This is a genomic window from Hyphomicrobiales bacterium, from assembly GCA_016125495.1.
Taxonomy (GTDB): Bacteria; Pseudomonadota; Alphaproteobacteria; order Rhizobiales; family RI-29; genus RI-29.
This window is the reverse complement of record WGLQ01000004.1, coordinates 26,879-53,609: the sequence shown is the minus strand read 5'-3', so window position 1 is coordinate 53,609 and position 26,731 is coordinate 26,879. Positions and strand designations below refer to the sequence as shown.

General features: G+C 66.7%; 23 protein-coding genes. 11 read left to right on the top strand and 12 right to left on the bottom strand.

The window, feature by feature from the left end; all coding sequences use genetic code 11:
* Nucleotides 1–50 precede the first annotated feature (50 nt).
* The 4 genes from GC150_02945 to fghA all read left to right on the top strand — a co-directional run bounded on the left by GC150_02945 (nucleotide 51) and on the right by fghA (nucleotide 4,674).
* Nucleotides 51–1,439 (top strand): aminotransferase class III-fold pyridoxal phosphate-dependent enzyme, encoded by a 1,389-nt coding sequence (locus tag GC150_02945; GenBank protein MBI1383852.1) that lies wholly within the window; start codon nucleotides 51–53, stop codon nucleotides 1,437–1,439.
* 78 nt (nucleotides 1,440–1,517) lie between these two features.
* Nucleotides 1,518–2,768, top strand: a complete 1,251-nt coding sequence (locus tag GC150_02940) for an FAD-dependent oxidoreductase (GenBank protein MBI1383851.1) — start codon at nucleotides 1,518–1,520, stop codon at nucleotides 2,766–2,768.
* Nucleotides 2,769–2,856: 88 nt separating this feature from the next.
* The gene (locus GC150_02935) at nucleotides 2,857–3,813 is read left to right on the top strand and encodes an ornithine cyclodeaminase family protein (GenBank protein MBI1383850.1); all 957 of its coding nucleotides are present in this window, start codon (nucleotides 2,857–2,859) and stop codon (nucleotides 3,811–3,813) included.
* A 15-nt stretch (nucleotides 3,814–3,828) separates the two neighbouring features.
* The gene (gene fghA / locus GC150_02930) at nucleotides 3,829–4,674 is read left to right on the top strand and encodes an S-formylglutathione hydrolase (GenBank protein ID MBI1383849.1); all 846 of its coding nucleotides are present in this window, start codon (nucleotides 3,829–3,831) and stop codon (nucleotides 4,672–4,674) included.
* A gap of 70 nt (nucleotides 4,675–4,744) precedes the next feature.
* Here fghA and GC150_02925 read toward each other — a convergent pair whose 3' ends face one another.
* Nucleotides 4,745–5,323: a peptidase gene (locus GC150_02925; protein MBI1383848.1), complete on the bottom strand. Its 579-nt coding sequence runs from the start codon at nucleotides 5,321–5,323 to the stop codon at nucleotides 4,745–4,747.
* A 231-nt stretch (nucleotides 5,324–5,554) separates the two neighbouring features.
* The gene (locus GC150_02920; GenBank protein ID MBI1383847.1) at nucleotides 5,555–6,427 is read right to left on the bottom strand and encodes a hypothetical protein; all 873 of its coding nucleotides are present in this window, start codon (nucleotides 6,425–6,427) and stop codon (nucleotides 5,555–5,557) included.
* A 348-nt stretch (nucleotides 6,428–6,775) separates the two neighbouring features.
* Here GC150_02920 and GC150_02915 point away from each other — a divergent pair, with 348 nt between their 5' ends.
* Nucleotides 6,776–7,693 (top strand): EamA family transporter, encoded by a 918-nt coding sequence (locus tag GC150_02915; GenBank protein MBI1383846.1) that lies wholly within the window; start codon nucleotides 6,776–6,778, stop codon nucleotides 7,691–7,693.
* A 132-nt stretch (nucleotides 7,694–7,825) separates the two neighbouring features.
* Nucleotides 7,826–9,721, top strand: coding sequence for a Rieske 2Fe-2S domain-containing protein (locus tag GC150_02910; GenBank protein MBI1383845.1), 1,896 nt, complete (start codon nucleotides 7,826–7,828; stop codon nucleotides 9,719–9,721).
* Nucleotides 9,722–9,788: 67 nt separating this feature from the next.
* Here the strand turns inward: GC150_02910 and GC150_02905 are convergent, their stop codons facing one another.
* The 3 genes from GC150_02905 to GC150_02895 all read right to left on the bottom strand — a co-directional run bounded on the left by GC150_02905 (nucleotide 9,789) and on the right by GC150_02895 (nucleotide 12,569).
* Entirely contained in the window at nucleotides 9,789–10,604 is an 816-nt protein-coding gene (locus tag GC150_02905) for a hypothetical protein (protein ID MBI1383844.1), read from the bottom strand.
* Nucleotides 10,605–10,813: 209 nt separating this feature from the next.
* Nucleotides 10,814–12,052 (bottom strand): hypothetical protein, encoded by a 1,239-nt coding sequence (locus GC150_02900; protein MBI1383843.1) that lies wholly within the window; start codon nucleotides 12,050–12,052, stop codon nucleotides 10,814–10,816.
* Nucleotides 12,053–12,293: 241 nt separating this feature from the next.
* Complete coding sequence (locus GC150_02895; GenBank protein ID MBI1383842.1) at nucleotides 12,294–12,569, bottom strand: PepSY domain-containing protein; 276 nt, start codon at nucleotides 12,567–12,569, stop codon at nucleotides 12,294–12,296.
* 233 nt (nucleotides 12,570–12,802) lie between these two features.
* Between GC150_02895 and GC150_02890 the strand changes: the two genes are divergently transcribed.
* Nucleotides 12,803–14,215 carry a sensor histidine kinase gene (locus GC150_02890; GenBank protein ID MBI1383841.1) on the top strand — a complete coding sequence of 471 codons (1,413 nt, stop codon included), beginning with the start codon at nucleotides 12,803–12,805 and terminating at the stop codon, nucleotides 14,213–14,215.
* Nucleotides 14,208–14,855 (top strand): response regulator, encoded by a 648-nt coding sequence (locus GC150_02885; protein ID MBI1383840.1) that lies wholly within the window; start codon nucleotides 14,208–14,210, stop codon nucleotides 14,853–14,855. The genes GC150_02890 and GC150_02885 overlap by 8 nt, the downstream gene beginning before the upstream one ends.
* A 45-nt stretch (nucleotides 14,856–14,900) precedes the next feature.
* On the opposite strand, the gene GC150_02880 is transcribed toward GC150_02885, so the two are convergent.
* The 3 genes from GC150_02880 to GC150_02870 all read right to left on the bottom strand — a co-directional run bounded on the left by GC150_02880 (nucleotide 14,901) and on the right by GC150_02870 (nucleotide 18,110).
* Complete coding sequence (locus tag GC150_02880) at nucleotides 14,901–15,461, bottom strand: DUF924 family protein (protein ID MBI1383839.1); 561 nt, start codon at nucleotides 15,459–15,461, stop codon at nucleotides 14,901–14,903.
* Between the two features lie 85 nt (nucleotides 15,462–15,546).
* Nucleotides 15,547–16,575: a patatin-like phospholipase family protein gene (locus GC150_02875; protein MBI1383838.1), complete on the bottom strand. Its 1,029-nt coding sequence runs from the start codon at nucleotides 16,573–16,575 to the stop codon at nucleotides 15,547–15,549.
* Nucleotides 16,576–16,715: 140 nt separating this feature from the next.
* Nucleotides 16,716–18,110 (bottom strand): aminotransferase, encoded by a 1,395-nt coding sequence (locus tag GC150_02870; GenBank protein MBI1383837.1) that lies wholly within the window; start codon nucleotides 18,108–18,110, stop codon nucleotides 16,716–16,718.
* Between the two features lie 294 nt (nucleotides 18,111–18,404).
* Between GC150_02870 and speB the strand changes: the two genes are divergently transcribed.
* Both speB and GC150_02860 read left to right on the top strand, forming a co-directional pair.
* Complete coding sequence (gene speB / locus GC150_02865; GenBank protein ID MBI1383836.1) at nucleotides 18,405–19,370, top strand: agmatinase; 966 nt, start codon at nucleotides 18,405–18,407, stop codon at nucleotides 19,368–19,370.
* Entirely contained in the window at nucleotides 19,370–20,338 is a 969-nt protein-coding gene (locus tag GC150_02860) for a hypothetical protein (protein ID MBI1383835.1), read from the top strand. The genes speB and GC150_02860 overlap by 1 nt, the downstream gene beginning before the upstream one ends.
* A gap of 52 nt (nucleotides 20,339–20,390) precedes the next feature.
* On the opposite strand, the gene GC150_02855 is transcribed toward GC150_02860, so the two are convergent.
* From GC150_02855 to GC150_02845, 3 genes are all read right to left on the bottom strand, one after another.
* Nucleotides 20,391–21,578, bottom strand: coding sequence for a DNA polymerase IV (locus GC150_02855; GenBank protein MBI1383834.1), 1,188 nt, complete (start codon nucleotides 21,576–21,578; stop codon nucleotides 20,391–20,393).
* Between the two features lie 107 nt (nucleotides 21,579–21,685).
* Complete coding sequence (locus tag GC150_02850; GenBank protein MBI1383833.1) at nucleotides 21,686–23,176, bottom strand: undecaprenyl-phosphate glucose phosphotransferase; 1,491 nt, start codon at nucleotides 23,174–23,176, stop codon at nucleotides 21,686–21,688.
* Between the two features lie 82 nt (nucleotides 23,177–23,258).
* Nucleotides 23,259–24,746 carry a mannose-1-phosphate guanylyltransferase/mannose-6-phosphate isomerase gene (locus GC150_02845; GenBank protein ID MBI1383832.1) on the bottom strand — a complete coding sequence of 496 codons (1,488 nt, stop codon included), beginning with the start codon at nucleotides 24,744–24,746 and terminating at the stop codon, nucleotides 23,259–23,261.
* 238 nt (nucleotides 24,747–24,984) lie between these two features.
* Between GC150_02845 and GC150_02840 the strand changes: the two genes are divergently transcribed.
* On the top strand, nucleotides 24,985–25,803 hold the full coding sequence (locus tag GC150_02840) for a WecB/TagA/CpsF family glycosyltransferase (GenBank protein ID MBI1383831.1): 819 nt from the start codon (nucleotides 24,985–24,987) through the stop codon (nucleotides 25,801–25,803).
* 39 nt (nucleotides 25,804–25,842) lie between these two features.
* Here GC150_02840 and GC150_02835 read toward each other — a convergent pair whose 3' ends face one another.
* The gene (locus tag GC150_02835) at nucleotides 25,843–26,724 is read right to left on the bottom strand and encodes a DUF2189 domain-containing protein (protein MBI1383830.1); all 882 of its coding nucleotides are present in this window, start codon (nucleotides 26,722–26,724) and stop codon (nucleotides 25,843–25,845) included.
* Nucleotides 26,725–26,731 lie beyond the last annotated feature (7 nt).

The window sequence follows — 26,731 nt, the reverse complement described above, 5'->3', positions numbered from 1 at the left end:
AAAAGCCCGTGTCCGGCAGGCATGCGGGATCACGACAAGGGAGGACTGCAATGATGAACCTCGGCAACCTGCCGACCACAGCCGAGATGAAAGCGCTGGATGCCGCGCATCATCTCCACCCGTTCACCGACACCGCCGGCCTCAACAAAAAGGGCGCGCGTGTCATCACCCGCGGCAAGGGGGTCTATCTCTGGGATTCCGACGGCAAGAAGATCCTCGACGGGATGGCCGGCCTCTGGTGCGTCAACATGGGCCACGGGCGCCAGGAGATCATCGAGGCGGTGCGCCGGCAGATGACCGACCTCGCCTATTACAACACCTTCTTCCAGACCACGCATCCGCCGGCGATCGCGCTCGCGGAAAGCCTCGCCTCGATCACGCCCTCGCACATCAACCGGGCTTTCTTCACGGGCAGCGGCTCCGAATCGAACGATACCGTGGTCCGCATGGTGCGCCACTTCTGGGCCTGCCAGGGAAAGCCGGAAAAGCAGATCTTCATTTCGCGGCGCAACGCCTATCATGGCTCCACCATGGCCGGTGCCAGCCTCGGCGGCATGGCGGCGATGCACGCGCAGGGCGGAATTCCCATTCCCGGCATCGCCCACATCGACCAACCCTACTGGTACGGCGAGGGCGGCGACATGAGCCCGGCCGAGTTCGGCCTCGCCCGGGCGCGCCAGCTCGAGGAGGCGATCGACCGCCTCGGGGAGAACAATGTCGCAGCCTTCATCGCTGAACCCGTGCAGGGGGCGGGCGGCGTCATCATCCCGCCGGACACCTATTGGCCCGAAATCTCCCGCATCTGCCGCGAGCGGGACATCCTCCTCGTCGCCGACGAAGTCATAAACGGGTTCGGACGGCTCGGCACGTGGTTCGGGAGCGATCACTACGGCCTGCGGCCGGACCTGATGTCGACGGCCAAGGGGCTTTCGTCCGGCTATCTGCCGATCGGCGCCGTCCTGGTTTCCGACAGGATCGTCGAGGTGCTCGAGCAGAAGGGCGGGGAATTCTTCCACGGCTACACGTACTCCGGCCATCCCGCCTGCTGCGCGGCAGCGGTCGAGAATCTGCGGCTGATGCGGGAAGAAAACGTTCTCGGGCACGTGCGCACGGTGGCGGGTCCCTATCTCCAGGAGAAATGGAAGGGGCTGGCCGAGCACCCGCTGGTCGGGGAGGCGCGGATGCTGGGCCTCGTCGGCGCGATCGAGCTGACGCCGAACAAGGCGACACGCGCGCCCTTCAAGAACCCCGGAGAGGTCGGGCTCATCACGCGCGACTTCAGCTTCGAGAACGGGCTGGTGATGCGCTCGGTCTGGGACCGGATGATCATCTCGCCGCCGCTCGTCATCACGCGCGGGGAGATCGACGAACTGATCGAAAAGGCGTGGCGCACGCTCGACATGGCGCACGACAAGATCCGCGGCATGGGGCTGTGCTGAGGGCGCGTACGAGTTGTCGCGCGAAGGGAGGACCACTTGGGCGGACCGGCCAATGCCATTTCGGCGAACCGCGACAATCTGTGGACCGCGACGGCGGCCGGAGAGCCGGCCGTCACGCGTCTCGCGGGTGAGGTGACGGCCGAAGTCGCGATCGTCGGGGGAGGATTTACGGGGCTTTCGGCCGCGCTCCACCTCGCCGAGGCGGGCGTCGATGCCGTCGTTCTCGAAGGCCAGCGGATCGGCCACGGCGGATCGGGGCGCAACATGGGCCTCGTCAACGCCGGTCTCTGGCTAGCGCAAGCCGAGATCGAGCGGATCATCGGCAAGGCGGACGGCGAGCGGCTCAATGGCGCGCTCTTCAATTCCCCCGACCTCGTCTTCGACCTCATCGATCGTCACGGCATCGACTGCGAGGCAACGCGAGCCGGCACGATGCACCTCGCGAAGGGACGAAAAGCCCTCGAAGGTCTGGCCGCGAAGGTCGCCGACCTTCGGTCTCGCGGCGCCCCGGTCAGCCTGCTCGACAAGGCGGAGACCGCGCGACGCACGGGAACCGGCGCCTACGAGGGAGCGCTATTCGATCCTCGGGCCGGAACCATCCAGCCGCTCGGGTACGTGCGCGGTCTCGCGCGGGCGGCGCTCGCGGCCGGCGCCCGCATTCATGCTCCTTCGCCGGCGCGCCGCCTCGAGCGGGTGGGTGACGGCTGGCGGATCGAGGCGGATGGCGGCGCGGTGCGGGCACGGCGCGTCGTGCTCGCGACCAATGCCTACACGGACGATTTGGTGCCGGGGCTCGCCACGGGCTTCACGCCCGTCAGCTTCCTCGTTCTTGCGACGGCTCCGCTCGGCGAGAACGTCGGACGCACGATCCTGGCTGGCGGAGAGGGCACCTGGGACACGCGCAAGGTGATGACCACATTCCGACGCGATGCGGCGGGCCGGCTCATCTTCGGATCCATGGGCGGATTGACCACGCACGATCCCTTGGCGTTCGCCGGTTGGGCGGAGAGGATGAAAACCCGCCTCTTTCCCCAGCTCGGGGAGAACGCCTGGACCCATGCCTGGACCGGGCAGGTCGCGATGACGGGCGACCATCTGCCGCGTATCGTGGCGCCGGCGGAGGGAATCTGGGCGGTGATCGGCTACAATGGTCGCGGCATCGGTCCGGGGACGGTGTTCGGCAAGGCGATCGCCGAGGCGGTCGTCCACGACGACGAGGGGGCGCTACCGCTCGCACCCGGCCCGCTCAGACCGGAACCGCTGCCGAGCCTGCGGGCGCGCATGTACGAGGCGGCCTTTCAGGCGGTCCACCTCTGGGAGCGAATCTGACTGTAAGCGGCAAAGCGGACTGGGATCGCATCGAACGGATGGAGGCACGGGACCGGAAGTGCCTTTGGGGAGATCAAAGGAGGTCGACATGCGCATACTCGACGGCGAGCAGGTTCGAAAGGCCCTCGACTGGCGCGAGTTGATCGAGGCACTGCGGTGCGGCTTCGGCGACCCCGTGACGGCGCCGCCGCGCAGCGTGCACACCATCGAACTCGACGGTGGCGACAGCGCCGCGCTGCTCATGATGCCGGCGTGGCGCGCCGAGGACACCATCGGCGTCAAACTGGTGACGCTCTTTGCCCGCAACTCGCAACGCGGGCTTCCGGGGATCGACGGACTTTATGTTGTGTTCGACGGCAAGACGGGACAGGCGCGGGCGGCGATGGACGGGGCGGAATTGACGGCGCGCCGCACGGCAGCAGCCTCGGCGCTCGCGGCCGACTACCTCGCGCGGTCCGACGCGCGCGTGCATCTCATGCTCGGCACCGGGCGACTGTCGCTCAACGTGCCGCTGGCGATGGCGGCCGTGCGTCCGATCGAGCGATTCCTGGTTTGGGGCCGCAGGCGGCAGGAGGCGGAGGCCCGGGCCGCCGAATTGCGGGCACTCGGTCTCGATGCGTCGGCCGTGGCGAGCGTCGCGGAGGGATTGAAAACCGCCGACATCGTCAGCGCGGCAACGAATGCGACCGCGCCGCTCATCCTCGGACGCGACCTCGAGGCAGGCACGCACGTGGACCTCATCGGCGCCTATACGCCACGGATGCGCGAAAGCGACGACGAAGTCATGCGGCGGGCCGCCGTGATCGTCACCGACACCCACGAAGGGGCCGACGAGGAGGCGGGCGACATCATCCAGGCGATCGCATCCGGTTCCATCACACGGGCGAGTGTTGCGAGCGACCTTGCCGGCCTCTGCGCGGGCGCGCACCCTGGACGGCGGGGGGCGGAAGAAATCACCGTCTTCAAGTCCTGTGGCTGCGCGCTGGAGGATCTCGTCGCCGGCCGGCTCGCACTCGAGCGGTCGGAGCCATCCATCGCAAGATAACCGGGGAGAATGACCATGAGCGCCGACATCATCTCGGACGTGCGCTGCTTCGAGGGCCGCCAGATTCGTGTGCGCCATCGGTCCGTAAGCTGCGGCGTCGACATGATCTACGCCATCTATCTGCCGCCCGTTGCCGAGCACCAGCCGGTGCCGGTGCTCTATTGGCTGTCGGGACTGACATGCACGGACGAGAATTTCGTCACTAAGGCCGGCGCCCAGCGCTATGCCGCCGAGCACGGCATCGCGATCGTTGCGCCGGACACCAGCCCGCGGGGCGAGGACGTGCCCGACGATCCGGACGCTGCTTACGACTTCGGTCTCGGCGCGGGGTTCTACGTCAACGCAACGGAGGCGCCCTGGTCACGACACTACCGCATGTACGACTACGTGACGCGCGACTTGCCGGAGCACGTGGCAGGGCATTTTCCACTCGATGCCGGGCGGGAGGCGATCTCGGGCCACTCCATGGGCGGACATGGCGCGCTGACCATCGCGCTGCGGAACCCCGGCCGGTTTCGCTCCGTCTCGGCGTTCGCCCCGATCGTCGCGCCGACGCAATGTCCGTGGGGGGAAAAAGCCCTCTCGGGATACCTCGGATCGGACCGCGCGGGATGGCGGGCGCACGATACGGTGGCGCTCATCGCCGATGCGCCGGAACGGCTCGAATTGCTGATCGATCAGGGTGATGCGGACAATTTCCTCGAGAGCCAGCTAAAGCCGCATCTCCTCGCCGAGGCCTGCGAGCGCAGCGGCCATCCGCTCCGCCTACGGATGCGCAAGGGCTACGACCACAGCTATTTCTTCATCGCCTCGTTCATCGGCGAGCACATCGCGCACCATGCGAAGGCACTGAAGGCCTGAGCGTCGGCCGGCGGCACGACCGGGCGACCACCGTGTCCACCGCGACGCGACGGCGGGCCTGGTGGCGAATTCAGGCGCGGCCCGGCACCATCGGAACACGCACACCGGTGCGGATATTGCGCTCGTCCCAGGCCTTGCGGGTGAAGACCTCCTCGACGACCGGGCGAAAATGCTCGAGCGGCTGGAAGGGGTAATCGGGATCGAATGCGGACTGATCCCAGCGCTCCGTGAAGAGCGCGCCCGACTCGTAGAACGGATGGTCGCGGTACTTGTTGCGGGCGTGCTGGTCGGCGCCGACGTGGTGACCATAGTAGAAGAGCTGGAAGATGCCGTGGGTGCGAAGGACCCACGTGCATTCGTCGCGGACATAAGGGGCTGCGATCGCGGCGGCGAGACTGTCGTGGTTGTAGGGAGCGAGGCCGTCGCCGATGTCGTGGATGAGCGCGGCGACCACCCAGTCGGCGTCGGCGCCATCGCGCTCGGCCATGGTGGCCGAGATCAGCGAGTGCTCGAGGCGGGTGACCTGATAGCCGGAGAGCGATTCGTCGAGTTCGGCCATGGCGCGCATGATTCGCGAGGGCAGGCCGGCCGCAAAATCATGCTCCAACTCCTCGAGCAGGGCATAATCCTCCCGCGTGCCGTCCTTCATCTGGCGGAAACCGACCACTCGCGCATTCGCCATCGCTCTCACCCTTCGGATTTCGGACGATGGAACGGTCGCGTCCGCCGCGTCCCCCGAACCACGATCCAGACCTTCAACCATCGTCGCGGCGCCACTGGGCTCCGAACGCGGACACTAGCAGCACCGCACCGGCGGGCAAGAGTGAACGCGCGCGATCGAGCGGCGGATATAGACAGCGGCGGACCTTTGTCGGTTCCCTCAAGCGCCCAAGTCGTTGATCGCCAGCGGGCTACCATCGCCGAGGCGGCGGAACCACTCGCAGGCGAACGGAACGCGGCCATGATCGACGTCGGGGGCGCCGCGACCGGCGAGGAGATCGCGTCGGTCGACAGTGCGCGTGTCGGTCGAAAAGCGCGGCAGAGGCGTGCGGTTCACCTGTGTCGCATGGAGATGCGCGCCCGAAAGGGCGAGCAATGTGCCCGGCTCGAGCAGGACGGGGCGGGCCGACAATCCTGCGAGCATGGATGCGGGCGCCGTGGGAAGCGCCGGATAGCCCGGCTGGCGGGCACGCCGCCAATCCCAGCCCTCGCTGTCGTTGGCAACCTTCGCGCGGAACGCATCCGGGTAGATCACCATGGTGCGCCCGTCGACCAGCGGGTGCACGGGCATCCACCAGTTGATCTGGGCAGGAAAACCGGAACCCCACGTATCCCGGTGGGCGGGCAACACCACACGTGTGTCTGCGTCGAGAGCGCGCACCGGCGGGACGCCGCGCAGAACGAAGCGGTCGCGGTAGGTCTCGCGCGGATCGCAGCCGGCCTCGATCAGCATGGCTGCATAGCGCGCGGCCACTTCGGGGTCGCTGGCAAAGCGTCGCCGTGCCGCGAGCAAGCGGGACTTGAGCGCCGCCGGATCGAGGTTTTCGTGCGCCGTCATGCAATCGAGCGGGGCGAACTCGCGGGCGAGAACGTCGCGCGCGAGTGCGACGATGCGAGCGGCCGAGGGGAGGCCCTCGAAAGCCACGAGATCGCCGGAGAAGATCCGGTCGGTCAGTTCGTTCCTGTCGAGCCCCTCACGCACACGCACCAGTGTGGCTGCCGGTGGCTCGTGGACGTTGGGTCGCGGCGACATGCCATCCCCTCACAGCCGTAACGTCGCGGGCACGACGAAGCCCAGGTCGAGCGATTGCCATAACCAGCGCCCCGCTGTCCATCGTCTGGACCACGCGCACAGCGAACCACCAGACGAAGCCGAGCCATGTCGGCGGGTGCATGGCTGGTCCGCAGCCGGCCGCCGCTCTTTCGCTTGACTGAACGGCTCGCCGTGAGGCTCTTGTGCGCACTCTCCGGAAAGGGCGCGAGGATGGACGGCAGATCGGCTCCGAAACGAGTTCTTGTCGAGGGCTCAGGGGCAGCCGGCCTCGGCCGGCTCGCTGCGGCGACGGGTGCAATCGGGGATGCGAGCGAGCATGATCGTTCGATGACGCCCGCAGGCTCCCCAGCGGGCGTCACCCAGAGAACCGGCGCCATCGCCATCGTCATGGGTCTGGTCGCGGCCTTTTTCCTCAGCGTCAACAACACGGCACAGGGCTTCTACTACGCCGCTGGAGGCACCGTGGCGGCGATGCTGGTCGTGCGCTACGTGGCCTACGTCGTCCTGGCGAGCCTGGTGCTGCTGGCCTCGGGCCGGCCGCTCTTCGGAGAGCGCAAGCATCTCCTCAGGGCGCTCGGAAGCGGACTCATCTATGCATGCGGCATGATCGGGCTGCTCGGCTCGTTCGTGCGCATGGAAATCAGTCTGGCGATCCTGACCCTCTATACTTTTCCAATCCTCCTCATGATCCTGGATGCGGTGGCGGATCGCCGCCTTCCTCCGACCATGGCAATGCTCGCTGCATTCGGCGCGTTCGCCGGTCTCGGTCTCGCCCTCGAGGTCTGGAAGGCGGACCTCGCGCTCGATGGCATCCTCTATGCCAGCGCCGCTTCGGTCTGCTTTGCCGCCAATTTCTTCGTCAACGCGCGCTGGCTGGCCGGTGTGCCGACGACGCAAGTGACGCTGCACATGAAGGCGAGCGGATTGATCCTGATGCTCGTCTACAGCGCGATGCTGGCAAACCCGCTGCCGGTGGAGGTGAACCCGACCCTCGTCATCGCAGGCGCCGCCGCCGTCATCGCCTATCTCATTGCCTACGTCGCCATGTTCCGTGGCATCGAATCCGGGAAGGCCGCGCTGACCGCCGGGATGCTGAACCTCGAGCCGCTGATCACGTTGGCGATGGCGGCGGTGTTCCTCGCCGAGCCACTCAACGGCGCGCGCCTTGCCGGCGCCGTCGTAGTGGTCGCCTCGGTGCTGTTGCTGCAGCACGCGCTGACGCGCCAGAACGCGGTGACCAGCTGACGCCCAGGCGGGCTCCTCCGTCGTCCGGCGTCGGCAGGATGTCGGGACGATAATCGAATGCTTGTTCGAGAGGCGCGCGGTGCGTAAGCTCGCCCGAGACGAGACCCGCGTGCCCAGCACCAGAGGTAGCCGATGCCCGACCGACCAGCCAGCGCACCCGGTGGCGCCAGCGAGAGCGCAGGACCGGCCCGCGCCGGCCGCGCCGCACCGCCCACCCGTCAAGACCGCCGGCATGGCGATCACCGGCGTCAGGAACTCATCGCCGCGACGATCCAGGTCATCGCCACGCACGGACTAGCCGACGTCACGCTCGCCAAGGTGGCGGGGCTCGCCGGGCTGACGGCGGGCATGGTCAACTTCCACTTCGCGACCAAACAGTCGCTGCTGACGGCCGCGCTCCGTGAATTGGCGGAGGAATATCAGCGCGGCATCGAGGAAGCCGCCGCCGCCTCCAGCGGTGATCCGGCGGATGTGCTCAAGGCACTGATCGACGTGAACTTCTCCAGCCGGCTATCGAGCCCGGAAAAGGTCGCGGCAACCTATGCCTTCTGGTCCGAAACACAAGCGCGCGAGGAGTATCAGGCGCTCTGCGGGAGTGGTGAGAAACTCGCATTCGACATCATGCTGAAGCAGTGCGAGGCCTTGATACGGCGCGACAACCTGGCATTCGATGCCGAGAGCGTGGCACGTGGGCTCGACGGGCTGATCGACAGCCTCTGGCAGCGCATTCTGCTCGAGCGCGCGAGCTTCGAGCGAGGCGAGGCGATCTCCCTCTGCCATCGCTACCTCAGGAATTTTTTCCCGGATGCGTTTTCAGCGACATCGGCCGAAGCGAGGCAAGGCACCGCGGCACTTGCGCACTCCGGTGACAGCGGACGTGAACCCGACGCGCTCGTCGAAGCCCGCACGCTTCCGGCCTGGACCTATTGCTCGAGCACCTTCGCCGAGGCCGAGCGCAGGGAAATCCACCTTTCAGCCTGGCATCCGGTCTGCCATGTCAGCGACATCGCCGGCCCGGGCGCACACGCCAGCCTCGACCTCATCGGCGAGCGAGTTTTCGTCATCCGTGGCGAGGACGGTGAGGTGCGCGGCTTCCACAACGTCTGCACCCATCGCGCGCATCCGTTGGTTCGCGGCGCAGGACATTGCGAAGGGCTCATCCGCTGTCCCTATCACGCATGGGGTTTCGACCATCACGGCCAGCTCAGGGCCGTGGCGGGCGAGAAGGCATTTCCTCCCTTCGATAGCGGCGCGTTCTCCCTGAAGCCCGTCGAATGCGAAATCGCGTTCGGTTTCGTTTTCGTGCGCCCGAGGTCGCCAGGACCGGGCGGGGGGGCGAGCCTTTCCGCCCGGCTCGCGCCGCATGCCGAGGAACTCTCGCGCTACCGCATCGAGGAGATGGTGGCGCTGGACGAAACGTTCGACGACGAGATGGAGGCGGACTGGAAGAACGTCTGGGACAACTACCTCGAGGACTACCACTTCCCGACCGGCCACCCGGGGCTCTTCGCCCTGATGAGCCTCGCCTACGAGCGCAAGTCGGACGACGCCACGCGGGTGATCCGGCTCAGCCATGCCATGCGAAAGCAACCCAAGGGCGGCTGGTCGGTCAAGGCCTATGCGAACCTGCTCCCGACCGTCGAGCACCTGCCGGAAGACATGCGGCGGCGCTGGACCTATTTTTTCCTCTATCCGGGCGTCGCCTTCAATATCTATCCCGATGGGGTCAACTACATGCACGTGCTGCCGCTCGGGCCCGGCCGATCGCGCATCCGGTTCCGGAACTACGGACACCCGAGCGACGACCGCAGAATGAAGGCGGCTCGCTGGCTCAATCGCCGCATCAACCTCGCGGTGCACGGCGAGGATCTGGCCCTGATCGCGCAAGTGCAGAAAGGGCTGGCGAGCGGCGCCTACTCCGCAGGCCTCCTCAACCCCACCAAGGAGAGTGCCGTGGCGGCTTTCCAGCGATGGGTACGGGCAGACATGCCGGTCGCGGCCAACCTCGAGCGACCGGCCAGCCTCTAGAGTCGTGGATGGCCCGGCCGCCCCGTCGAGAGGGGCCGGCCGGGCCATCCGATGCGGCGGCGGTCGCTCAATACCCGTAGCGCCAGCGTGAGCGGTCGCGCGAGAGACGACGGGCGTAGCGCGGCGTCACGGAACGCTCGTAGCTGGGCTGCGTATAGCGGCGGTCGTAATAGTCTTCCGAACTGTTTTCCTCGTCGTAGGCCAGATCATCATCGAACTCGCTGTCCGCATCGAGGTCCACGTCGTCGTACGACCTGCCATCACCACGCCGTGCGCCGAAGCGCTGGTCGTAGGTCCTACGGTCGTTGTAGCGTGGCTCCTCCAGGCCCGAGCCGAGGTAAGGCGTGGAATCATATAGCGTTTCGTCGTCGCCCCGGTCGGCGACGAGATAGCGGCGGTGGACCCAGCCGTCGGTGCCTTCATGGCGGATCGGACACCAGCTGGCGACACAGGGACCGCAATTGAGAACGTCGCGGGCATCGTAGGGGATCTGGCCGACGATGCGTGACTGGGCGCTGCCGGAGGCGCGGATGTTGAGGCTGCCGTACTGCTCGAGCCCGGCAACGCGATAGGTGGTCGGCTTGTCGACCTCGTGCTCGGCGATGAACCGTGCATCGATCCAGCCGGTCACGCCGCGATGGGCCAATTCCACCCAACCCCCACGCTCGCGGCCCGTCGCGCGCAAGCGCTCGGCGTTGAACGGAAGCGAGGCCCGAACGCGGGCATAGGGGTTCGGGCGCGCGAGGAGATCGATTTGAGCCTCACCGGGAACATCGACCACCCGGTAGTAGCCCGAGGCGTAGTACTCGGCCGCAGCCGGGGTCGTGACCGGGGCGCCGGTGGTCGCCGCGAGGAAGCCAAATGCCCCAAGAGATAAAATCATTCTGCTCACAACACGGAACTCCTTCGTCTCTGACCAGCTCGGTTTTGCGCAGCCATTACCGCTGGTTGAAACAATGATGGCGGCACGCCTGAACCGAGGATGAACGGGATGCCGGAAGGGTGGAAAACCAAACGCGGAGGGCGACGCGCCGCGCGGCTGTGGCGAAATCGACGCGCACGGTCGGGGGCGGCGAGCCGAACCTGTCCGGATCAGCCGCGCGCCTGACAGGGGTCCTCGACGTCGAAGGTCGCAAGGTCGCGCAACGCCTGTTCCGTTCGGCGGCCGACCTCGCCGTCGATTCCGCCGCGATAGAGGCCGGCGTCGATCAGCATGGCCTGGAGCTCCCGCAAGGTCGGGCGGCCGAGGCTACGCACGAAGGCCAGGAGATTGTCGATCTCGCCACCGCTACCGCGCATGGCGCTGCAGACGAGCTGTGCCATGCGGCGGGCCTGCTCGCGCTCCTCGAGGCCGGAAAGCTGCGTCGCGAGCGTGGCGATGGCGTTGGCGCCCAGCATATCGGCCGGCCTGATCGGCTCGGCATCGGCGGGCGGCACCGCGACGATGGTGCGTTGCGGTACGATGGCTTCGGGGCCGGTGTAGACCATCCAGGCGACGGCTCCCGCGGACACCAGGGCGACGACGAAGGCGAGCTGCTCGACCGAGCGGAAGGTCTCGCGCAAATGGTCCAGGATGGTGGGGCGGCCGCCAACGGTCGCGGGAACCTCGGAGAGTTCGTCCGGATCGGGCGCGCGCTTGCGCCCCGTCACCATCGCCAGAACGAGGTTTTCGCGATGAATCCAGCCTGAAAAGAGAGCGCCCGCCACATGGAGCGGTATCAACCAGACGATCGCGTGAGCGGCGACATCGTGAACGTTCGCAACCCAGGACACACCGAAGTACTGGCGGGTCAGCATCATCCACCCACTGGCGCAGACAACCGCCAACAGGGCCAAGAGCAGCACGATCATCGCCGCGCCCGCCGGATTGTGTCCGAGATGGCGCGGTGGATGACCCGCCCCGACCGCCCCCAGATAGCCGATCAGTATGCCGGGTGAGGGAACGAAGTCGGAAAAGCGTGCGTGCCGCGAGCCGATGAGGCCCCAGATCAGTCGAAAGACCACGAGGCCGAGAACGACATAGCCGATCCGCGCATGAAGACTGCCGCCGAAATCGGCCGTGAACCAGGCGAGTGTCACGCTGGCGACGAGCATCCAGTGGAAGAGGCGAACCGGCAGATCCCAAACGCGTACCGTGTGCGGGGCCAGGGCAGCGGCGACATTGGGACCGCGCACGCCCGCGTGGCGGACCGGGCCCGCGGCATACCGGCCAGCGCCACCCACATCCGCCGCACCATCGGTGCCCGCCTTCTCCTGGCCGGCCGGCACTTCTTGCCCGGTTCCAATCGTGGCCGGTTCCTCGATGGCGTCCAGTTTTTGGATCAGCCTCATGGCACCTTCGTTGCCGGCAGCGCGGCATTCGCGATCACGCGAACCGGCGTTCATTGCCCGTGCCACGATGGACACATCAGCCCATCGAGGCACATGTCGCACCCGCGATCGGTCGGGTTCTTTACACTGACCAAAACTAGCGCCTCGACCATCGATCGACAACCGCCCGTCCACCGAAGCGCGGCACGCGACGAACGGTGGACGGGGCGGCAGTATCCGAGACGTCGGCGAGGCGACGTTCTCAGGACTTCTTCTCGGACTTCATGATTTCGCCGTTCGTCGGGTTGAAGAACAGCTCCATGAGCGCGCCATCGGATGCAATGCCGTAGACCTCGTAGCAGCTGCCTTCCTTCTCGATCTTGCGGACCTCGTAGCCCGCCGTCTCGGCCATCGCCTTGATCTCTTCCATGGTCTTCCACTCGGACTCTGCCGCGGTGGTGCAATTCTTGAAGCCATCGGCAAGGGCGGCACCCGACATGAGCGAAAGGGCCGCGCAGGCGATCAGTGCTCTCTTCATCTCTTCGTTCCTTTTACCAAACCGACCCGCCCTGCCCCGAGCGTCCACCGCCAGCGACAAAGGCACCGGTCGTTGGCAGGCTTAATGGCGGCGGCGCGCAAACGATATTCACCAAGGTCGGCCGATCTCGCTCAACCTTGGCCGCAGTCGCTCAGACCTAAGTCGATTGCGACACGACCGGATTGGCGCCATTTGTTGTCGCGGCGTCAGGATGGCGCCACCCCTGAGGCCCGATGTCATCGATGCTGAACCGGCTCTCGAAAACATGGAGTTCGCTCTCGCTGGCCAAGCAGTTCTCGCTGGCCGGCAGCATCGTGCTGGTGCTCGGCATGAGCGCGGTCGGCACGTGGGTTTCCGACAAGATCCGGGTCGGGGTCGTTCAGTACTCGGCGGCGGCGACGGCGCTCTATGTCGAGAGCATCCTCGAGCCCTATCTCCAGCAACTGGCGACCAGCGATCGCCTCACGCCGCGAGACGCCCACCAACTCGAGCAGTTGCTCCAGAGCACCAAGCTGCACGAGCAGATCGTCGTGGTGAAAGTCTGGAAGCGTGGCGGTGTCATCGCCTACAGCAATGTTTCCGATCTCATCGGCCGGACCTTTCCGCCGACCGACAGCCTGAAACGCGCCTGGGAGGGCGTGGTCTCCTCCGAACTCGACGAACTCATCGACGACGAGAACCTCAAGGAGAGCGGCCTCGGCTTTCCCATGCTCGAGATGTACATACCGATCCGCAGCCGCGGCAGCGAAGAGGTGATCGCCGTCGCCGAATTCTATTCGCGCGCCGAGCAGCTCATGGAGGAACTCGCGGCGGCGACGCGCCAAAGCATCCTCGTGGTCGCCGGAACCACGCTCTCGATGCTGGCAGCGCTGTTCGGAATCGTCGCGCGCGGCAGCCGAACGATCGGCCAGCAACGACGCTCGCTCGAGGACAAGGTCGAACAGTTGCAGAACCTGGTGGCCCAGAACGAACAACTGCGCCAGCGCGTCGAGCGCGCTTACCGTCGCACGTCCGATCTCAACGAACGCTTCCTGCGCCGGGTCGGAGCCGATCTCCACGACGGGCCGGCGCAGCTGATCGGACTTTCTCTCCTGCGGCTCGACACACTGGAATGCGACAAGGCACGAAGCGAGGGAAAACGAGACGCAAATCTCGAAAAAATCCGCGATGCGCTCGGCGATGCCCTCAAGGAACTCCGCTCCATCTCGAGCGGGCTCACGAGCCCTGCCCTGGAGCAGGCGGATGTGAATCAGGCGGTGCGAATGGCCATCGGCAACCACGAGAAGAGGACGGGGACCAAGGTCGCGACACGGCTCGAGCACATCAACATGAGCATTCCCAACGACGTCAAGGTGTGCATCTACCGCTTCGTACAGGAGGGCTTGAACAATTCCTTCCGCCATGCCGCCGCTGCCGAGGCGCGCGTCGAGGTGCGGGCCGATGCGCGGCGTATACGGGTCGAGGTTCGCGACAACGGGCCGGGCTTCGACGAGACGACGGTGAACGGCAGCGGGCTCGGACTGACGGCGCTGCGCGACCGGGTGACCACGCTCGGTGGCTCCATCGAAGTGCGCAGCCGGGAAGGCGAAGGCACGCGGCTCATCGCGCGCTTTTCGTCACATGCCATGGAGGGTTGGGATGACTGACCGGATCCGCGTTGCCGTGGTCGACGACCACCCACTCATGCGCGAGGGCATCATACACATCCTTAAGGCGGACGCGGCGTTCGACGTCGTCGGCGAGGGAGCGAACGCGCAGGAGGCGCTGCGCATCGCCCAGGAACAGCTTCCGGACATCATGCTGATCGATGTCAGCATGCCGGGAGGAGGAATTCGCGCGGCCGAGGCGATCGCCGAGACCTGCCCGATCGTCAAGGTCGTGATGCTGACCGTCTCGGAGGACGAACGCGATGTGAGCGCTTCGCTGAAGGCCGGCGCGCGGGGCTATATTCTTAAGGGTGTCAGCGGACCCGAATTCCAGCGCTCCGTTCGCGCGATCCACAACGGCGAGAACTATGTCTCCCCGGACCTCGCCGCGCGTCTCCTCACGGCGCTGAAGGCGCAGCCGGAGGCGAGCCGCGAGCCGACCACGCCGCCCCTCCTCACCGTGCGCGAGGAGCAGATCCTTTCGCTGCTCGCCGATGGCCTTAGCAACAAGGAAATCGCCGCCCGCCTCGAGCTCAGCGAGAAGACCATCAAGCACTACATGACGAACATCTTCCAGAAGCTCCAGGTGCGCAACCGAGTCGAGGCGGCGCTGCTGGCGCGGCGCTCGAAGGAGGATTGATCCGGCCGGCGGGCGAGGCGCCTCCTTCCAGTGGGCCGGCACGCCTCACCAAAAGAGGGCCGGTCCGGCGAGAAGCGCTTTCTCCTCGGGCGTCGAGACGCGGCCGAGCACGGCATTGCGGTGCGGAAAACGGCCGAAGCGGCGCACGATGTCACGGTGCATTTCGGCGAACTTCAAGGCATCGGCATCACCGATGTCGGCAAAGAGGCGCACGGCGAGTTCCTGATCCTCGATCACCTCGCTGTGCTGGAAAGGCATCAGCAGGAATTTTCGCCGCACGGTGTCGTATGCCTCGTGCTCGCCGCGCGCCACGGCGAGCTTGGCGAGGGTGAGGGCGATGCGGTCGCTCTCGAAGGAGCGCGGATTGCCACGAAAGAGGTTTCTCGGGAACTGGTCGAGAACGAGGATGGCTGCGAGCAGGCCATCGGGATCGGCGAACCAGCCGTGCGGCAGCACGCGCGCCACGTACTCGTACGTGCCGAGATGGCGCTCACGGACCAAAGCGTCGATCGCGGGCCCGCCGCGAAACCAGTTCTCGGGCGTCAACTCGCCGAACCAGAAACCGAGCACCTCCGCGGGCGTCGCCGGACTTGCGTCGTGCGTCATGGTCAACTCCTTTGCCGTTCCCTCAATCCGCATTCCGATCCGTGCATCAGACCGCTCCGCGCCGGCGCCGGGCAGGCGCGAGGCATCAAAGATACATCTCCTCGATGTCGACCGAAGAGCGCTCGCCGATGGCGTCGAAATTCGCCTCCAACCACTCTTCGGCAATCCGCCGCCCAAGGTCGCGCAATTCGCAAAGAAAGCTCCAGCTCGGCGAGAGCTTGGTGGCGATGCTGAGGTCGCGCATGAACTCGTCACCATGGATGGCGTGGATGAGCATCCGGCTATAGCGGTCCGAGGAGAGGGCGCCATCATCGATCAGGCGGGTGACGAAGGCAATCGCCCGCATCTCGCGCATGAGAGATGAGTTGAAGCTTATTTCATTGATCCGATTGAAAATTTCCGGCGCCGTCCGCGGAACGTCGAGGCGCTCCAGGGGATTGATGTGGACGATCAGCACATCCCGTGATGTGGCCCCATAAATAAGAGGAAAAATCGCCGGATTGCCCATGTAGCCGCCGTCCCAGTAGTGTTCGCCGTCGATCTCGACGGCGTGGAAGATATAGGGAAGGCAGGCCGAGGCCAGCACGTGCTCGACACCGATCTCGGAGTTCTCGAAGACCTTGATCTTTCCCGTGCGCACGTTCGTGGCGCTCAAATAGAGGCGGGTGCCGCAACCGCGCCGGTGGAGTTCGTCGAAGTCGATCAGCCGCTCCAGGATGTCGCGAAGGGGGTTTATATTGAGCGGATTGAGCTGATAGGGCGAGAAAGTGCGCACGAGGGAATCGAACATGTGGTAGGCCGGACCCTGGTCGAGCGCGCCAAAGGGCGCGGTGAGCCGGTTCCAGACCTCGGCGACGACGGGCCCTTGCGTGCCGCCGAATTCAGCGGAGGTCTTCCAGAAATCGTGCAGCAGGCGGCGGGCTTCGTCCGGTCCCCCGATCGCCGCGCCATAAATACAGGCGACCGCGTTCATCGCGCCCGCGCTCGTTGCGCTGATGGCATCGAAGCTGACGCGCCCGTCCTCGATCAGGCGGTCGAGCACGCCCCAGGTGAAGGCTCCATGGGCCCCGCCGCCCTGGAGCGCGAGGTTGATCGGCTTTGCTCGCTTGGTCATCCACCGTCCGTCGGACACCGCGCCTTCGATCGTCGACGCTCGGGACTGGCTACACCAGTTCAGCGCCGGGTCCAACTCCGGTGCGCCGTGCGCGAGGCGGCCGGCGAGTGGCGCCAGCCGGACCTGCAGGGCGACGGCGGTCAGAGGCCGAAGTCGACCATCGCGGCGCGGATGCCCGCCTCGAGGATGTCGACCATGCGGTCGATCTCGGGAACGGTGATGGTCAAGGGCGGCGACATGACGCAGTTGGCATAGACCGGCCGCACGAGGAGGCCGCGCTCGAGGCAGTGGCGGTCCACCCGCGTCGTGAAGGCGACGTCGCGCGCTTCGTCGGGGTGGCTGCGGTCGAGCGTGCACTCGACGCCGGCCATGAGCCCCATGACACGGACCTCGGAGACGACGGGCAGCGCTTCGAGGGCGCGCAAGCGGGCGGCGAAATGCGGGCTGACGGCCCGGACGTGCTCGAGGAGGTGCTCGTCCTCCATGATGTCGAGGCACTTCAAGGCGGCGGCCGCGGCAACCGGGTGACCGGAATAGGTGTAGCCGCTGAAGAAGCTCTTGGATGACGCGTTGGCCGACTTGACGTTCTCGAGAAGGCGATCGGAAACGAGCATCGCGCCCATGGGCACATAGCCGGAGGTCAGTCCCTTGGCGGTCGTGATGATGTCCGGCACGATGCCGAAAATCTCATGCGACGCGAACATCGCGCCGAGCCTGCCGAACGACGTGACGACCTCGTCGGAGATGTAGAGCACATCGTGGCGCCGGCAGACCTCGAGCGTCCGCTGGTGATAGCCGGGCGGTGGGATGATGACGCCACCGGAGGCGAGGATCGGCTCGGCGATGAAGGCCGCGACGTTTTCCGGCCCCTCCTCCAGAATGGCGCGCTCGAGGTCGGCGACCTTTTCGTCGCAGAACGCCTCGATGCTCATGCCGGCGGGGCGCAGCAGCGGTTTGGGCACCGGCAACAGGCGAACCCCTTCGGCCATGTCCATGTTGGCCTTCTCCAGCATCTTGCCCGAGCAGGTGGCCGTCAGATAGGTCGAGCCGTGGTAGCCGCCGACGCGGGCGATGATGCGCTTCTTGGCCGGTCGCCCGAGCGCGTTGTTGTAGAACTGGACGAAGCGCAGCGCCGCATCGACAGCGGTCGAGCCACCGGTCGAAAAGAAGACGTGCTTGAGGTCTCCGGGCGCGTAGGCGGCGAGGCGCGCGGCGAGCAGCGCCGGTCCGGGGGCGGCGACCGACCAGGGTGAGCAGTAGCCGAGCTTCATGGCCTGCTCGGCGATCGCATCGGCCACCTCGCGGCGGCCATGGCCGACATTGACGCACCACATCCCGCCGGGCCCATCGATCAGCCGTTCGCCGTCGCTGGTGACGATGTAGATGCCCTCGCCCCGTTCGATGACGAGGCGCTGCTTGCCGCCAAGCGTCGCAAGGTCTTCCCAGGGATGGATCACGAGGTTGTCGAGACGCCGGATCTCGGCGGTTCCGAGGGGCTCTGCGATCGGGGTGCGCCCCAGCGGCTGCGGCTTCATGGTCGGCTCCCTGCACTGTTCACTTCGGATCGTTCAGCTCATTGTCGAATGATTGTATGATAAGCACCCGAACCTGACAACCCGCGCGCGGCGATGATCGCCGGACCTGCCAGATCCGGCGGCGAAGCCCATCGGAACAACTGCGCGCATGTGGCACTTCGGGGCGTTCACTGCTGGCGCTCGACAACGCCGGGCGGCAGCGTTAGTTCATTCGAATGGCGGTTCGACAGGATCGGGCGTCGCGCAAAGGGCGGCTCCGGGGCGACGACGGACCGTGTGGATCGGAGGCGAGCGATGGACGAGGAGTTCCTGGTCGACCGTGCCGTGCGGGGCGCCAGCGCGCGAGGCATCGGGGCGGAGAACACCTTCTCGGGCGTGCTCAGCATGTTCCGCAGGCCCTATCGCACCGAGCCGGGGGGCGCGGACGTCGCCTTCACCGGCATTCCCTACGATCTCGCCGTCACCAACCGGCCAGGCACGCGGCTCGGGCCACGGGCCATCCGCGCCGCCAGCGCGCACCTCGCCTGGCCCGGGGGCATGTGGCCGTGGTCGTTCGATCCGTTCGAGCAACTCGAGGTGGTCGATGCCGGCGATCTCGCGGTCGAGTTCGGGCGACCCGACACGATCGGCGAGCAAATCCGCGCCCATGCGGCGGCGCTGATCGCGGCGGACACGACGCTCATCTCGCTCGGCGGCGATCATTTCGTCACCTACGGTCTCTTGAAGGCGCACACCGAACGACACGGACCGCTGTCGCTCATCCAGTTCGATGCCCATTCCGACACGTGGCGGGAGGAGAGCAAACGGATCGACCACGGCACCATGTTCTTTCACGCGGTCGAGGAGGGATTGATCGATGCCGCGCGCTCGGTGCAGGTCGGCATCCGCTCGGGCAACCCCGAGACGCATGGCCTCACGGTGATCGATGCCGATCGCGTCCACGAGCGTCCCCTCGCCGAGACCATCGCCGAAATCCGAGCCGTGGTCGCTGGCGGCCCGGCCTACCTCAGCTTCGACATCGATTGCCTCGACCCGGCGCATGCGCCCGGCACCGGAACGCCGGTCTGCGGCGGGCTGACGACGCACCAGGCCCGCAAGCTCTTGGCAGGACTTACCGGCCTCGACATCGTCGGCATGGACCTCGTGGAGGTCTCGCCGCCCTTCGACCACGCCGAGATCACGGCACTCGCGGCGGCGACGCTGGTGCTCGACATGGTGGCGCTTCAGGCGATCCGTCGGCGCCAACCGGTCCGATCGTGATGGTGGAAGTGGAGCAGCGGCCCGAGGGGTCAACCGGCGCCCTTCGCAGTGCTAGGCCGATCGGGATCGGGGACGGCCTGGCGCTCGTTGCGCTCGGACTCGGCTGGGGGCTCGAGGCGGCGCTCGTCAAGACCGCCGTCGAGGCAGGATTGAACGAACTGGCCGCCCTCACCGTGACGCTCGCGGCAATCGCGGTCGGCTTCATTGCGATCACCGTGGCCGCCGGCCGGACCGTGCCTTTCACACCGCGCACGGTGCGCTTCTTCCTCACCAGTGGGTCGCTCGGCTATCTCGGACCGCTCGTGATTTTCTTCCTGGTCGCCGACCATGTCGATGCCGGCCTCCTCACCCTCGTCACCTCGACGACACCACTCCTGACCGTGGCGGGTGCGGCACTGCTCGGCCTCGAGCCGGTGACCGGCCGGACCGGAGCGGCGGTTCTGCTGGGGGCGGCCGCGACGCTGCTGATCCTCGTTCCGGAGGCCGCGTTGCCAACGCCGGAGATGGCCAGCTGGGCGGCTGTGGCCGTTGCCATCCCGCTCTTTTACGCCATCGACAATCTCTATGTGGCACACGCCTGGCCGGACCGTATCGACGTGCTCCAGGCCTCGACGGGCGAGGTGATCGTGGCGACGTTGCTCATCCTTCCGTTCGCGCTCGCCTTCGGCGACTTCACGACGCTCACGGCGGCAGCGCCGCAAGTACTCCTGGCGTTGGCTGGGCTTGCGCTCGTCATGATCGGAGGGGTCTATCTCTTCTTTCACGTGGTGCGCTCGCGCGGCGGCATATTCGTCTCCTTTGCGAGCTATTTCACGATCCTCGCCGGATTCGCGTGGGGCTATCTGCTGTTCGGCGAGCGCCCGAGCATCTGGGTGTGGGCATCGGTCGCGGCGATCTTCCTTGCGCTCGGTGTGCTCATCGAGCGAAAGCGCCGGCAAGTGCCGCGAGCCGAAGACGGCGAGGGGTGAAAATCCGGGAGCGGCCCGATGCTCGCGCTGGGCGAACCCTCGGGAGGGGACCTCAAGACAGGTCGACCGGCCCGATCGCGGAGAAGAGATCCGGCGGGTCGGCGGCGGCGGCATCCTCGAGGTCGGTGAGGCCGACGCCAAGGAGGCGGAAGGCGCGGCCGTCCGCCTCGCGTGCCAGCAGTTCGCCGGCCGCTGCGAGAATCACCTCGGAGCGCTGCGTCGGGCGGGCGAGCTGACGGTTGCGGGTCAGAATGCGGAAATCGGCCGTCTTCAATTTGAGGACTATGGTACGACCAGCCAGCCCAGAGCGCGCGAGGCGCTCGGCAACGCGATTGGCAAGGGGGGCGAGTTCCGCCTCAAGACGGGCCGGGGCCCGGAGGTCGCTGGCGAACGTGGTCTCGACGGAGATGCTCTTGGCGGGGCGCGAGGGCGTCACCGGGCGATCGTCCTCGCCGTTCACGAAGCCCGCGAGGCGCCGGCCGAATTTGCCGAAACGGGCAACGAGCTCTGCCTCCGGCAGCGCCTGGAGCTCGGCAATGGTCGTCAGTCCGAGGCGAGCCATGCGGCGCTCGGTCGCTGCGCCGACGCCGTGGATGCGCCCGACCGGCAGGGCGGCAAGGAACCCGCGCGCCTCGGCGCGTCCGAGGATGGAAAACCCACGAGGCTTCTCGAGATCGGACGCGAGCTTGGCGAGGAACTTGTTGTAGCTGAGACCGATCGAGACGGTGATGCCGATTTCACCCTCGATACGGCGGGCGAGCGCGACGAGAAGCTCGACGGCGGGAGCGGGCGCCTTGCGGTTCGCTGGCGAGAGGTCGAGGTAGGCCTCGTCGAGGGAGACCGGCTCGACGACGTCGGTGCAGTCGTGCATCAGCTCGCGGATCGCCGCGCTCACGGCCTTGTACTTGGCCATGTCGGGGCGCACGACGACGGCATCGGGACAGAGCTGGAGGGCCTTGAACATCGGCATGGCCGAGCGCGGGCCGAAGCGGCGGGCGATATAGCAGGCGGTGGTCACCACGCCCCGCCCGCCGGGATGGCCGACGAGGAGCGGCTTGTCCGCGAGGCCAGGGTCGTCACGCTTTTCGATGGACGCATAGAAGGCGTCGCAGTCGAGGTGGGCGATGTGCAGCCGTTCGGCCTCGGGATGACGCAACAGGCGCGGGCTGCCGCATTCGAAGCAGGCGGCGTCGTCCGGCTCGGGGTGGGCGAGGCAATTGCGGCAGATGGCGTAGGTCATTTCGGCTCGGGCTGATCAACCGGTCCCGCCCGAGACTAGCAGAACACACCGGCCATCGTGAGCCGGCGCAGGGACGGGCGCGCCCGCCAGGTGCGACGTCCCACGCTTCAGAAGGCGTTGCGGTTGACGAAACCGACGAAGGGCGTCGCGATCAGGATGCGCAGGTCGAGCCAGATCGACCAATTGTCGATGTATTCGAGATCGTAGAGGACGCGCATCCTCATCAGCTCGGGATCGTCGGTCGGCCCGCGAAAGCCGTTGATCTGGGCCAATCCGGTGATGCCCGGTTTCACCCTGTGGCGGTTCGCATAGCGGCGCAGCATGCGGCTGTAGAGTTCGTTGTGGGCGATGGCGTGGGGGCGCGGGCCGACAAGCGACATCTCGCCGCGCATGACGTTGATGAGCTGGGGCAATTCATCGAGGCTCGTGCGCCGCAGGAAGCGCCCGACGCGGGTGACGCGGTCGTCGTCCTTGCTGGCCTGGCGGATCACCGGGCCATCCTCCATGACGCGCATGGTGCGGAACTTCCAGACCGTGATGAGGGCGTGGTTGTAGCCGTGCCGCCGCTGCTTGAAGAAGATCGGGCCGGGGCTTTCAAGGCGGATGGCAAGTGCGCATAGGGCCATGACCGGTGCGAAGACGAGGCACGCGAGCGCACCGAGAACATAATCCTCGAGCGCCTTCAGCCAGACACCGTGATCGGCCAGCGGCCGGCGCTGGACCTCGAGGAGCGTCAAATCACCGTTCTGGGTCGCCGCGCGAACCGGCATGCCCGGCGCGATGTTGCCGGAGGCCAGCACGATCTCGACCGGCAGAACCGAGAGCCGATCCACCACCTCGGTGATCCGCTCGCGCGCAAGGCCGTCGGTCGCAACGACGATCCGATCCATGCGTTCGCGCTGACCGAAGGCAATAAGTTCCCCGACGACGTCCGCTTGCGATGCGCCATCGGCGTCGAGATCACAGCGGGCCACGACGTTCTGACGCGCCGGACGGCCCCCCTCGAGGAGTTGGCGTTCCACACCGCCCAGCCGGTCGCCCGCACCGATCACGGCGACGCGGCGGGCCATGTGACCTTCCTCGGCGAGCATTGAGATGACCTGACAGAGCAGGGCCCGGGACACGGACACGGCGACGATCGAGAGGACGAGCCAGAGCACGGCCCAGGCCCGGGAGTAATAATCGACGATACCAACCAGGTAACCCGCGACGACCAGGAGGGCGAATGTCAGGATCAAGGCCCCGGCAATGGCGGCGACAGAACGGGTGAGCGCCTCACCGCTGGTCGGCGGAAACAGCCGGTACTCTCGGAACACCCAGTACATCAGCGGCACGACAGCAACGAGAGGAGGTAGATAGTCGAAGAGTGGTGTTGCAAGCTCGAGATGACCGACGATGTAGATCTGGCGCGCGAGGAGTCCAGCCAGAACGACCAGCGCCAGTTCGACCACGACCGCCATGTCCATCAGGACGCGCTCGGAGAGGACCGGGGCGCGACGTTGAGTCGCCCCGTCTCCCTTTCGGCCTACCGGGTGGCCGCCGCGCGGGTGGACGACAATTCCCTCGGATCTCGAGGAGCCGTATTCACTGATCGACATTTCAGCCCCTTTACTCTACTCGAACGGAGCAACGCCGCGACGGGGCATCCCCGATGGCGCGGCGAACGGATGCGCGGCCGTGCTATTTCGTCTCTTCCGGTGTCCGGTTGTAGACGTCGTCGCCGCGGATGATATCGTCCTCACCGAGGTAGCTCCCGATCTGGACCTCGATCAACTCGAGGGGAACCTTGCCGGGGTTCTCGAGGCGGTGCCATTCGGTGGCGTTGATGTAGACGGACTCGTTCTCGCGAACGAGGCGGACGGAATCGCCGCAGGTCACACGCGCCGTGCCCTTGACGACGACCCAATGCTCGGAGCGGTGGTGGTGCATCTGCATGGAGAGGCGGCCACCGGGATTGACGTGGAGCAATTTGACCTGAAAGCGGCCACCGTTCGAAATCTGCTGGAAAAAACCCCACGGGCGGTGGGCCTTCAGATGCTGCTCGTGCTCGCGCCGGTTGGAACTGGCGATGCGCTTGACGATGCGGCTCACATCCTGCGAACGGCTGCGGTCGGTGACGAGAATGGCGTCGGGCGTGTCGACGATGACGAGGTCACGCACGCCGACCGCCGCGACGATGGCCGTCTCGCTGTGGACGTAGCAATTCTCGGCATCCTCGAGGAATGCGGTGCCGTTGACGACATTGCCATGGTCGTCGCGGCGGCCGATGTCCCAGACCGCCGACCAGGCGCCGACATCGCTCCAGCCGACATCGACCGGAATCACGACCGTGCCGAGCGTGTGCTCGAGGAGGCAATAGTCGACCGATATCGACGGCGCGGAGGCGAATGCAACCGGGTCGAGGTGCAGATATTTCTCTTCCTGTCGCGCGGCTTCGAGGGCACGACGTGCGGCCTCGACAACCTCTGGGGCGTGCAGCATCAGCTCGGCGAGGAAGTCGGAGGCGCGGAAGACGAAAATCCCGCTGTTCCAGAAGAAGCGTCCTTCCGAGACGAAGCGCCGCGCCGTCTCGGCGTCGGGCTTCTCGCGGAAGCTCACGACGTCGTAGGGCGCGTAGGCGGCGTAGGTCCTCGGCAGACCGGTCTCCTCGCCCGCCAGCGCCATGCCGGCCTCGATGTAGCCGTAGCCCGTCTCCGGCCGCTCGGGACGGATGCCGAAAAGCACGATGCGGCCGGTCCTGGCTGACGCCACCGCACGATCGACGGCACCGGCAAAGGCCACCTCGTCGGCGATCACGTGGTCGGACGGCATCACAACCAGCACGGCATCCGGGTCGTTCGCGCCGATCTCGAGGGCCGCGGCGGCAATTGCGGGGCCGGTGTTGCGGGCGACCGGCTCGAGGAGGATGCGGCGGGCGACGAGAGACGCCTCGGCCAATTGCTCGCTGACGAGGAAGCGGTGATCGACATTGCCGACGACGGTGACCGGACGATAGCGCGCCGGATCGGCGAGACGACGGCAACTCGCCTGCAGGAAGGTGAGTTCCTGGTCCTCGGCGAGGCGCAGGAACTGCTTGGGGTACATCTGGCGGGACAGCGGCCACAGCCTGGTGCCGGAGCCCCCCGAGAGCACCACCGGGTAGACGGTTGGACGTGAACGCTCTGTCATGACCACTCCTTGCTGGAACGGTTGGAAATTCGCCGATGCACCGGCAGGTCATCGCGCTCGGGTCGACCGGCGGTCGATCCCGGTGACCCGCCGGGATGCGGCCGGCTTCGGCGCGGAACCTGCAATGCTCATGCCATCGACAAGCCGGGAAGCTGCCAGCACGCTCCGAGCAAGCCGCCCGCAGGGTTGGCGCCGGTCTTGCAAGTTCCGGGCTAGGCAGGAAAAAGCGGAGCATGCCATGAGCAGACCAGCCCGGACCGACACGGCCAATCACGAACGCATCGCGATCCTCGGCGTTCCGGTCAGCGCCATCGACATGGGGCTCGCCGTCGCGACGATCCTCGGGTGGGCGAAGCGGCGGGAGGCGCGTTACGTGTGCGTCTGCGACGTCTACAACGTGACGCGCGCGCAAGAGGATCCGGACCACCTCGCCGCGCTCGTTGGGGCCGACATGGTGACACCGGACGGTAAGCCGCTCTCTTGGGTCGGACGTCTCAGGGGCAACCGCCGCATCCGCCAGGTTTGCGGTCCCGAGCTGATGCCGGCGGTCTGCGCGCAATCGATCCGCGACGGGGTGTCGCACTACTTCTACGGCGGCGCGCCGGGTGTCGCGGAGAACCTCGCGCGCGGTCTCCAGACCCGCTTTCCGGGGTTGCAGGTCGCGGGCACGGAATGCCCACCGTTCCGCGCCCTCAGCGAGGCGGAAAAGGACGCTGTCGTCGCCCGCATCGAAAGCTCGGGCGCAGGCATCGTCTGGGTCGGCCTCGGCTGCCCCAAGCAGGAACTCTGGATCGCCGAGCACGTCGAGCGCATCCCGGGCGCCGTGCTCATCGGCGTCGGCGCCGCCTTCGACTTCCATACCGGGCGGGTCAAGCGGGCGCCGCGCTGGATGCGCGATGCCGGCCTCGAGTGGGCGTTCCGCCTGGCGTCGGAACCCCGGCGACTCTGGCGCCGCTACCTCGTCTATGCGCCGCGGTTCGTGTTCCTTGCCCTACGCGAGAGCTTCGGCGGCGGTCTGGCGCGGGGCGATGGACAGAAGCGGGACGCGGCGGCCTGAGCGGTCGACGGGCGTGAGCGCTCCCGTGTGATGGCGTCGTCAGGCGACGGCTTGCCCCGTTGTCGGGGCGGCTGCCGGCTCCACGGCGCGCCGGTAGAGATGCCAGGTGGCGTGCCCGACCAGCGGCAGCGTCATGAACAGACCGACGAAAACGGAAAGAATCGAAAGCAACATGAGGATCGCGATCAGGACGCACCAGGCGATCATGGGGATGGGATTGGCGACGACGAGGCGCACACTGGTCACCATCGCGGTGACGAAATCGACATCTCGGTCGTAGAGCATCGGAAAGGAGACGGCGGAGATCGAAAAGACCGCCATCGCGATGAGCGCACCGGAGACGTTGCCGAGAAGGACGAATGCGATCCCGGTCGGTGTCGTGAAGAGCCGGTCGAGGAAATCGGGACCGAAGCCGTTGAAACCCATCAGGCCGAAGAACAGGAAGGCCGCGATATCCATCCAGATGACCAGCGCGAAACCGGTGACGAGCGCCATCCACCGCAGGTCGCGCGCCGCCGCGGACCAGACCGAGCCGAGGACACTCGACCAGGAAAGGGAACGGTCCCGCTCCAGATGCTCGCTCACCGCATAAAATCCGACGGCGGCGAACGGGGCGACGAGCGCAAAGCCCATCGCCAACGGGTAGGCCAGGTAGGGCAGTTCGTAGCGCACCAGAAGTGCGAGGATCAGCCAACCGGCCGCGGCAAACAGGCCGCCCAGCGCAAGGCCATAAACCGGGGCGCGGCGGAAATCGGCGAGGCCCGCGCCGATGACCTCGACGAGATCCGACACGGTGATCTTACGCACACCCGGCCAATCCGACTTGGCCACCGTTCCCTGCCCCGACACGCCCGACCTCGCTGCCATGGTCACCAGACACGACCTTGCCGGAAGTGGACCTGCAACGGGCGCGCGGTGCATTGACCCA

Coding starts and splice junctions, on each gene's coding strand:
- GC150_02945 (MBI1383852.1), top strand. CDS start 51: ATGATGAACCTCGGCAACCTGCCGACCACAGCCGAGATGAAAGCGCTG.
- GC150_02935 (MBI1383850.1), top strand. CDS start 2,857: ATGCGCATACTCGACGGCGAGCAGGTTCGAAAGGCCCTCGACTGGCGC.
- fghA (MBI1383849.1), top strand. CDS start 3,829: ATGAGCGCCGACATCATCTCGGACGTGCGCTGCTTCGAGGGCCGCCAG.
- GC150_02925 (MBI1383848.1), bottom strand. CDS start 5,323: ATGAAGGACGGCACGCGGGAGGATTATGCCCTGCTCGAGGAGTTGGAG.
- GC150_02920 (MBI1383847.1), bottom strand. CDS start 6,427: ATGTCGCCGCGACCCAACGTCCACGAGCCACCGGCAGCCACACTGGTG.
- GC150_02915 (MBI1383846.1), top strand. CDS start 6,776: ATGACGCCCGCAGGCTCCCCAGCGGGCGTCACCCAGAGAACCGGCGCC.
- GC150_02910 (MBI1383845.1), top strand. CDS start 7,826: ATGCCCGACCGACCAGCCAGCGCACCCGGTGGCGCCAGCGAGAGCGCA.
- GC150_02905 (MBI1383844.1), bottom strand. CDS start 10,604: ATGATTTTATCTCTTGGGGCATTTGGCTTCCTCGCGGCGACCACCGGC.
- GC150_02900 (MBI1383843.1), bottom strand. CDS start 12,052: ATGAGGCTGATCCAAAAACTGGACGCCATCGAGGAACCGGCCACGATT.
- GC150_02895 (MBI1383842.1), bottom strand. CDS start 12,569: ATGAAGAGAGCACTGATCGCCTGCGCGGCCCTTTCGCTCATGTCGGGT.
- GC150_02890 (MBI1383841.1), top strand. CDS start 12,803: ATGTCATCGATGCTGAACCGGCTCTCGAAAACATGGAGTTCGCTCTCG.
- GC150_02885 (MBI1383840.1), top strand. CDS start 14,208: ATGACTGACCGGATCCGCGTTGCCGTGGTCGACGACCACCCACTCATG.
- GC150_02880 (MBI1383839.1), bottom strand. CDS start 15,461: ATGACGCACGACGCAAGTCCGGCGACGCCCGCGGAGGTGCTCGGTTTC.
- GC150_02875 (MBI1383838.1), bottom strand. CDS start 16,575: ATGACCAAGCGAGCAAAGCCGATCAACCTCGCGCTCCAGGGCGGCGGG.
- GC150_02870 (MBI1383837.1), bottom strand. CDS start 18,110: ATGAAGCCGCAGCCGCTGGGGCGCACCCCGATCGCAGAGCCCCTCGGA.
- speB (MBI1383836.1), top strand. CDS start 18,405: ATGGACGAGGAGTTCCTGGTCGACCGTGCCGTGCGGGGCGCCAGCGCG.
- GC150_02860 (MBI1383835.1), top strand. CDS start 19,370: ATGGTGGAAGTGGAGCAGCGGCCCGAGGGGTCAACCGGCGCCCTTCGC.
- GC150_02855 (MBI1383834.1), bottom strand. CDS start 21,578: ATGACCTACGCCATCTGCCGCAATTGCCTCGCCCACCCCGAGCCGGAC.
- GC150_02850 (MBI1383833.1), bottom strand. CDS start 23,176: ATGTCGATCAGTGAATACGGCTCCTCGAGATCCGAGGGAATTGTCGTC.
- GC150_02845 (MBI1383832.1), bottom strand. CDS start 24,746: ATGACAGAGCGTTCACGTCCAACCGTCTACCCGGTGGTGCTCTCGGGG.
- GC150_02840 (MBI1383831.1), top strand. CDS start 24,985: ATGAGCAGACCAGCCCGGACCGACACGGCCAATCACGAACGCATCGCG.
- GC150_02835 (MBI1383830.1), bottom strand. CDS start 26,724: ATGCACCGCGCGCCCGTTGCAGGTCCACTTCCGGCAAGGTCGTGTCTG.